Source organism: Tolypothrix sp. FACHB-123 (genome assembly GCF_014697075.1).
In the GTDB taxonomy this organism is placed as follows: Bacteria; Cyanobacteriota; Cyanobacteriia; order Cyanobacteriales; family Nostocaceae; genus Aulosira.
The window spans coordinates 1-5644 of the sequence record NZ_JACJRE010000128.1 but is presented as its reverse complement, the minus strand read 5'-3'; the positions used below and the strand labels follow the sequence as shown (position 1 = coordinate 5644).

The following is a 5644-nucleotide window of genomic DNA, read 5'->3' as shown; positions in this document are numbered from 1 at the left end:
TGTCAATACATATAAGGCTTTTGGCAAAATAAAGATGCTTTTTTTGTGTTTATATGAGTGCTATAACTAATAATTTGGCATAATAGCTACTGAAGAACCAAATAATCAAACAAATACACTTTCTCTATCATTTCAGTCGGAGACTAGCTCCAATAGTGAAATTACTGAAGACAATAATCAGGTTACATCTGTTTCTGCTGAATCTAATGATGTTTTTTCTAAGGAAGACGAAGAACTGCCATCTCAAATTGTTAAATTTACTAAGGAAGAATTCAATACTTTAAAATACTGTTGTCAACAAGTTGATCTGTCACCTAGAACTGTTAAGCGGTTAATCAATATTTACAAAATACTTAAAATTATTTGGTTCAGATTAAAACAACAGAAAAAATATGAAGTATCAGAAGTTGTAAAAACAACAATCATTGCGTGCTTATCTCTATCAGGAAGATATCCCAATTTTATGCGTAGCGTATTTGCTGAGATAGAGACTTGTTTTGAAGAACAAAAAGAACAAAATGTGAAACTCATTGAAATTTTTTGCAGAGAACAGGCTCTAAGTGCCGATGTTCACTCTCAACGAGAGTGGAATAAATTCCTTTATGATATTGAAAAGTTGATTCCGAGTAATCTAAACTTAGAACAATTAAACCAGGAAAATTTTAGCCTTGTCCTTTCATTCTGTTTTGTGGGCGATATTGGTTATGATCCAACAGACTTTGCATCAATTAATGCGAAAAGACAAGAGTCGCCTTTGTATAGCAATGGAGAAATTTTGCTTGCTAAGGAAACCAATAATGCTGAAAGCTAGGCATAAAAGGCACTTCAACATTTGGGGAGAGTAAAATTGGGAACGGTAAAATAAGCTTTCTAGGCTATTTCATATCAACAACTTGACCAAAAATCCTTATTATCTTTATGATTCAAAGCATAGCCCCGACCGGGCAACAGCGATGCACAGCATTGGCTCTCAAAAGTCTTTTGCAGTCAGGCTTTCATATCCAAAGTAAGAAATGCCTTCATGAATTTTGCTTAATTGGCATGAGCCAGATAGGCTGGCCCTCTAATAGACTCACGCTCTAGTAATGCTATACATAACAACGGTGTCTCAGTTATAGACTAAGACACTGTTGATTATCTACAGATGTTTTTTACTTGAGTTATTTGATTTTTTCTCCTTCTCAGGCTTCTTCCCACACCATTGTTCTACTTTTTCAATCAGAAGCATAACTCTCAAAGCTGTGTCTAGGAAGTTGGCATCAGGCTTAACCGCTGTAAAATAACTGATGGTGATTACCAGAATCAGTAGTATGAACTTGTTCATTAGATAACCTTGAGTTGAACAAGTTATTTGCTGCATGGAATCTCTCTGAGTGTGTCAACGTTTTGTTAGTGAAAAAAATCCTAAAACTGTCCTTGCAAAAGCGATCGCATCAAGTTGCTGAGGGTGTTTGCTGTTAGTTAGTCTTGACATATAAGCAGTGTCAAGTTTATTGTTGAATACAGTAAGTGGCCCTTTCTCATTCAATACTTTAAATTTAAAAACCGTGTTAGCAGCAGAAGTTAGCACTGGGTTTTACACATGAATATAATTTTTATGAGCTTTACACAGGGATACCGTAGGTATCCCTGTGTAAAGCTCATAGATAACTGATGCTAATAAACTTGCGATCGCTTCTCAGGCTTCTTCCCACACAATTGTTCTACTTTTTCAATCAGAAGCATAACTCTCAAAGCTGTGTCTAGGAAGTTGGCATCAGGCTTAGCCGCTGAAACAGTAGATGCTGATTACCAGAATCAGTAGTATGAACTTGTTCATTAGATAACCTTGAGTTGAAAAAGTTATTTTTGCATGGAATATCTCTGAGTGTGTCAACGTTTTGTTAGTGAAAAAAATCCTAAAACTGTCCTTGCAAGCTTTCTATTAACATACATTTCCATCATGCATAGTCAGAGAAATGTTTCCCTGACCATACTTTATCAATCCCAAACACTTTGTACTGGCTGCGCTCGCACCATATTCTTAAATTTTGTAAAATGTGCATCAAACAGCAGCTTAATTGTGCCTGTAGCCCCGTCGCGGTTTTTAGCAAGGATAATCTCTGCAACTCCTCTTTCTACCGTATTCGGGTCGTAATATTCATCACGATATAACATAATTACTTTGTCCGCGTCCTGCTCAATTCCGCCGCTGTCACGTAAATCTGAGAGCAGGGGGCGTTTATTACTACGAGTTTCCACTGCTCTTGATAGTTGCGATAAACACAATATTGGAGTCTGCAACTTCATCGCTAAACGCTTCAGCCCGCGTGTGAGCTTTTCTATCTCATGGTTTCTGTTAGCCCCACCGTTGCCATCCATCAGTTGTAGATAATCTATGACGATTAATCCCAAATCACGGCGCTCTTGTGCCATGATTTTACGACACTCAGCCTCAATATAGGTTAATGACGGATCTGGGCGGTCATCAAGGTAAATAGGTAGTTCTGATAGTGTGCCGATACCCTGTGATATTGATTCCCATTGTGTGTTTGAGATGCGCCCAGTTTTCAAAAAAGCGCTTTCTATGCCAGCAACACTAGAAAGCGCTCGCATAGCAATCTGCAACTTTGACATCTCTAAGCTGAACACAACAACCGGATTTCGATAGGTGGATGCTAAATAAAAAGCGATTTGAGCCGCAAAGGCAGACTTACCCATCGCCGGACGACCGGCAACGATCACTAAATCATTTCGATTAAATCCAGTTGTTAAAGTATCCAGGTCATAAAAGCCTGTGGGAATGCCAGGTAAAATCTTACTTTGGCTGCGGTCTTCAATCTCCTGAAACAGATTCACAACTACATCAGAAATATGGCTAGCTCCAGCAGTATTAGACGAGCGCTGCAACTCATAAATAAAGTCTTGTAATTGTTCTATGGCTTGCTCTAAGGGGGTTTCTTCATTGGATTTGTGCTGCAACTCAATTGCAATGGTTCCAAGTCTACCCAGTTCTCGGCGCTTCCATTTTTCTACAACCAGAGATGCCAGCGCATCGATGTTAACTGCGGATACAGTCCTATCAACTAGCGATGCTAGCTTGTTTCGCCCGCCGATCATTTCTAATAAGCCATTATCAGCTAGATAGTTCGTGACCATCAGCAAATCTGTGGGCAATTCTTGGGCATTGAGTCGAATGGCTGCGTTGTAAATTCGACCATGAGCGCCCAGATAGAAGTGATGCGGCTTCAAAATGTCTCGGACACGTTCTATGGCAAAGGGGTCAAGCAAGATGCCCCCAAGTATGGCTTCTTCAGATTCAATACTCTGTGGTGGTAGCTTGTTGGCTGTGGTGGCAAAAGGAATTACGTTGTCGTCACTGGCGTACATATGAATTTTTGAGGGAAATTAGGTCTAAATTTTTACAGGTAGAACCTCAAGCACAGATGAACAGTGCTGTGGTTGTCGTTCTATCAATCGGGAATATCTACAAATCTTTCAGGAAACTTGGCACTAGCCCATTGGTACCATTTGGCAGAAACTTCATGCTTGCAGAACTTAGATAGTCCTTCACTTAGAAGCAGATTGTAGTAATGATCGTGCCTCCATGCCTCCCAACCAGGAAAATCGTAGCGCTGACGCTGTTTCTCTACTTCTGCGGGGTCATCAGCGAAGTTGTTAATCTTACGCTTTAATGTCCTGCAAGCCCCTTTCCATTGCTCGAATAAGCAAAGTACTTCTGTAGTCCCTTCATCAAGCTTAGAAAGCACTGTAGTCACGTATGAAGCAACGCTGTTAATGTTTTTGCCTTGCGTTCGCTGGTAGGTCTGATAGTAAAGCAGGAAATCGACTTCTTTAACTGGGTCTGAACTGAAAAATAAGCTTTGAGAATCATTCTCACGCGCCGCGCCGGAATATTGGCCCTCATGAGTGGATTTCTCATTAGTTGCAGAGACTTTTTTAAAGTTAGCAACGTCGTGATTATCTGGAACTACTTTGTCTTGGTCAGTTTCTTTGCTCTTCTCTTGTGCTTTTTTCTCTGTCTCTCCAGTGATCGATTGAGTTAATTTAATTGATTGATCTAATAGAGGCGCTGAAACCCGCTCTGTGACAGGCTTTAAAGGAGGTACTACGTCACTATTAGTGACCACCCCATCACTAATAGTGACTACCCCATCACTATTAGTGACTATCGGTAGTTCTGTATAAAATGGCTCGTCACTATTAGTGACCACGGTTAAATAATTGGGTAGTTCTGTATAAAATGGCTCGTCACTAATAGTGACCATGGTTAAATCATGAAGAATCAGCGTCCCTACTTTGACAGCATCCACGCGGTAGAATTTGGCGCTATTACCTTCTTTCCTCCTGGGCTGGCAAGAGATAACATAGCCAAGTTTTTCTAGGGCTAGTAGCCTTTTTTGGATACTTTTCTGTGTACCCAGCGCTGGATATTTTTCTGCCCATGTGCTGTAAGTAGCACTAGTCCACCACTCCTCATCGTAGAAGTATCCGCGCTTGTTATTCTTAGCGTTAGCAATACACCAACTTTCAATAATTTGAATTAGCAAAGCCTCACAAACACCCACTTCGTTTGCAACACACCAGTAAAGCTTGGTGAATGAGGGTTCGTAGCCGTGAGTTGCTCTATATGCTGCTAATGCCTGATTAGCGATCGCACTGTCTGCGCTCTGAGATTTCATTTTGGAACATTCCGAAATTTTCTAGTGATTTCGGATAACTCCTTGCATGGCGACCGCAAAGCTAGTTATTATAGAAATGCGATCGCGGTTCCGAAACGTCTTGCAGGACATTTTCAGTTCGGAGTTACCCGCGTTATGACAAGACAATTAATAAAAAATCCAGTCTCCGCTGGTACGCATCCCCTCTAGCTCCTACTAGTGGGGATTTGTGTATGAGAAACGCTAAATCTGTTGATTGTTTGCGCCCTCCTGCCTCATGTCGTTTTGGGTTGTGATGTCTGGTTGGTCAGTGTTAGTCATATCACTTCTTGCTCGATTTTTTTTCATGATCTGTTACTGCTTGCTGGGCGATTAGCTCAACTAAGTTTGATAGCGTTCGGTTTTCACTGTCCGCCCATTCTTGTAGTTTTTCTTTTAACTCAGGACTGCACGTAAAAGTCACTTTCGCCTTAGACGTTGCCATTAATTAGAAAAGTTCTGATATATTATGACACCTTCAGTTAACATCAAAACTCGTCAAAAAGCATCTGGTTCTAATTAGTTCATAACCTGGTTGACAAGTTCCGAACCTTTCCTCTAGTATATTAGTGTCAAAGTTATCGATACGTCAAATAAATCAGGACAGACGCAAGTAAGACCCAAGCGCAAAACGCTCTCGGCGATTTCCTTTTGAGGGTTGCTCTCTCTTGCGAGCGCTGTTTTGACAACATTCAACTCAACTATTCACAGCAATATCTGCATTGCGTTCGCTCAATAACTGCGGTCGCGATAATTGTGCGTGTCTGCATCATCAATTAGGATTCATGCAGCTCAATTTACGCAATTTATAAGCAATTAACTCACTATCAAATAGAGGTGAAATAAGTAGGTTGGCGCGAAAAAACCAAACTATGTAAAGATAAATAAATACGGATAAGATATCTACCGAGGTGACCAAAAATATGGGCGCTCGTCTAAGGGTA

At 40.5% G+C, this 5644-nt stretch carries 5 protein-coding genes; 1 reads left to right on the top strand and 4 read right to left on the bottom strand.

Annotation, left to right across the window (positions count from 1 at the left end; all coding sequences use genetic code 11):
* Positions 1-463: 463 nt before the first annotated feature.
* Positions 464-811 (top strand): hypothetical protein, encoded by a 348-nt coding sequence (locus H6G41_RS34010; RefSeq protein ID WP_190752750.1) that lies wholly within the window; start codon positions 464-466, stop codon positions 809-811.
* 327 nt (positions 812-1138) lie between these two features.
* Here the strand turns inward: H6G41_RS34010 and H6G41_RS34005 are convergent, their stop codons facing one another.
* From H6G41_RS34005 to H6G41_RS33990, 4 genes are all read right to left on the bottom strand, one after another.
* The gene (locus tag H6G41_RS34005; protein WP_190752748.1) at positions 1139-1360 is read right to left on the bottom strand and encodes a hypothetical protein; all 222 of its coding nucleotides are present in this window, start codon (positions 1358-1360) and stop codon (positions 1139-1141) included.
* Positions 1361-1980: 620 nt separating this feature from the next.
* Entirely contained in the window at positions 1981-3369 is a 1389-nt protein-coding gene (gene dnaB, locus H6G41_RS34000; RefSeq protein WP_190752746.1) for a replicative DNA helicase, read from the bottom strand.
* An 83-nt stretch (positions 3370-3452) separates the two neighbouring features.
* Positions 3453-4682, bottom strand: a complete 1230-nt coding sequence (locus H6G41_RS33995; protein ID WP_190752744.1) for a hypothetical protein — start codon at positions 4680-4682, stop codon at positions 3453-3455.
* A gap of 301 nt (positions 4683-4983) precedes the next feature.
* Positions 4984-5145: a hypothetical protein gene (locus H6G41_RS33990; protein ID WP_096576200.1), complete on the bottom strand. Its 162-nt coding sequence runs from the start codon at positions 5143-5145 to the stop codon at positions 4984-4986.
* Positions 5146-5644: the final 499 nt, after the last annotated feature.

Coding starts and splice junctions, on each gene's coding strand:
- H6G41_RS34010 (WP_190752750.1), top strand. CDS start 464: ATGCGTAGCGTATTTGCTGAGATAGAGACTTGTTTTGAAGAACAAAAA.
- H6G41_RS34005 (WP_190752748.1), bottom strand. CDS start 1,360: ATGCAGCAAATAACTTGTTCAACTCAAGGTTATCTAATGAACAAGTTC.
- H6G41_RS33995 (WP_190752744.1), bottom strand. CDS start 4,682: ATGAAATCTCAGAGCGCAGACAGTGCGATCGCTAATCAGGCATTAGCA.
- dnaB (WP_190752746.1), bottom strand. CDS start 3,369: ATGTACGCCAGTGACGACAACGTAATTCCTTTTGCCACCACAGCCAAC.
- H6G41_RS33990 (WP_096576200.1), bottom strand. CDS start 5,145: ATGGCAACGTCTAAGGCGAAAGTGACTTTTACGTGCAGTCCTGAGTTA.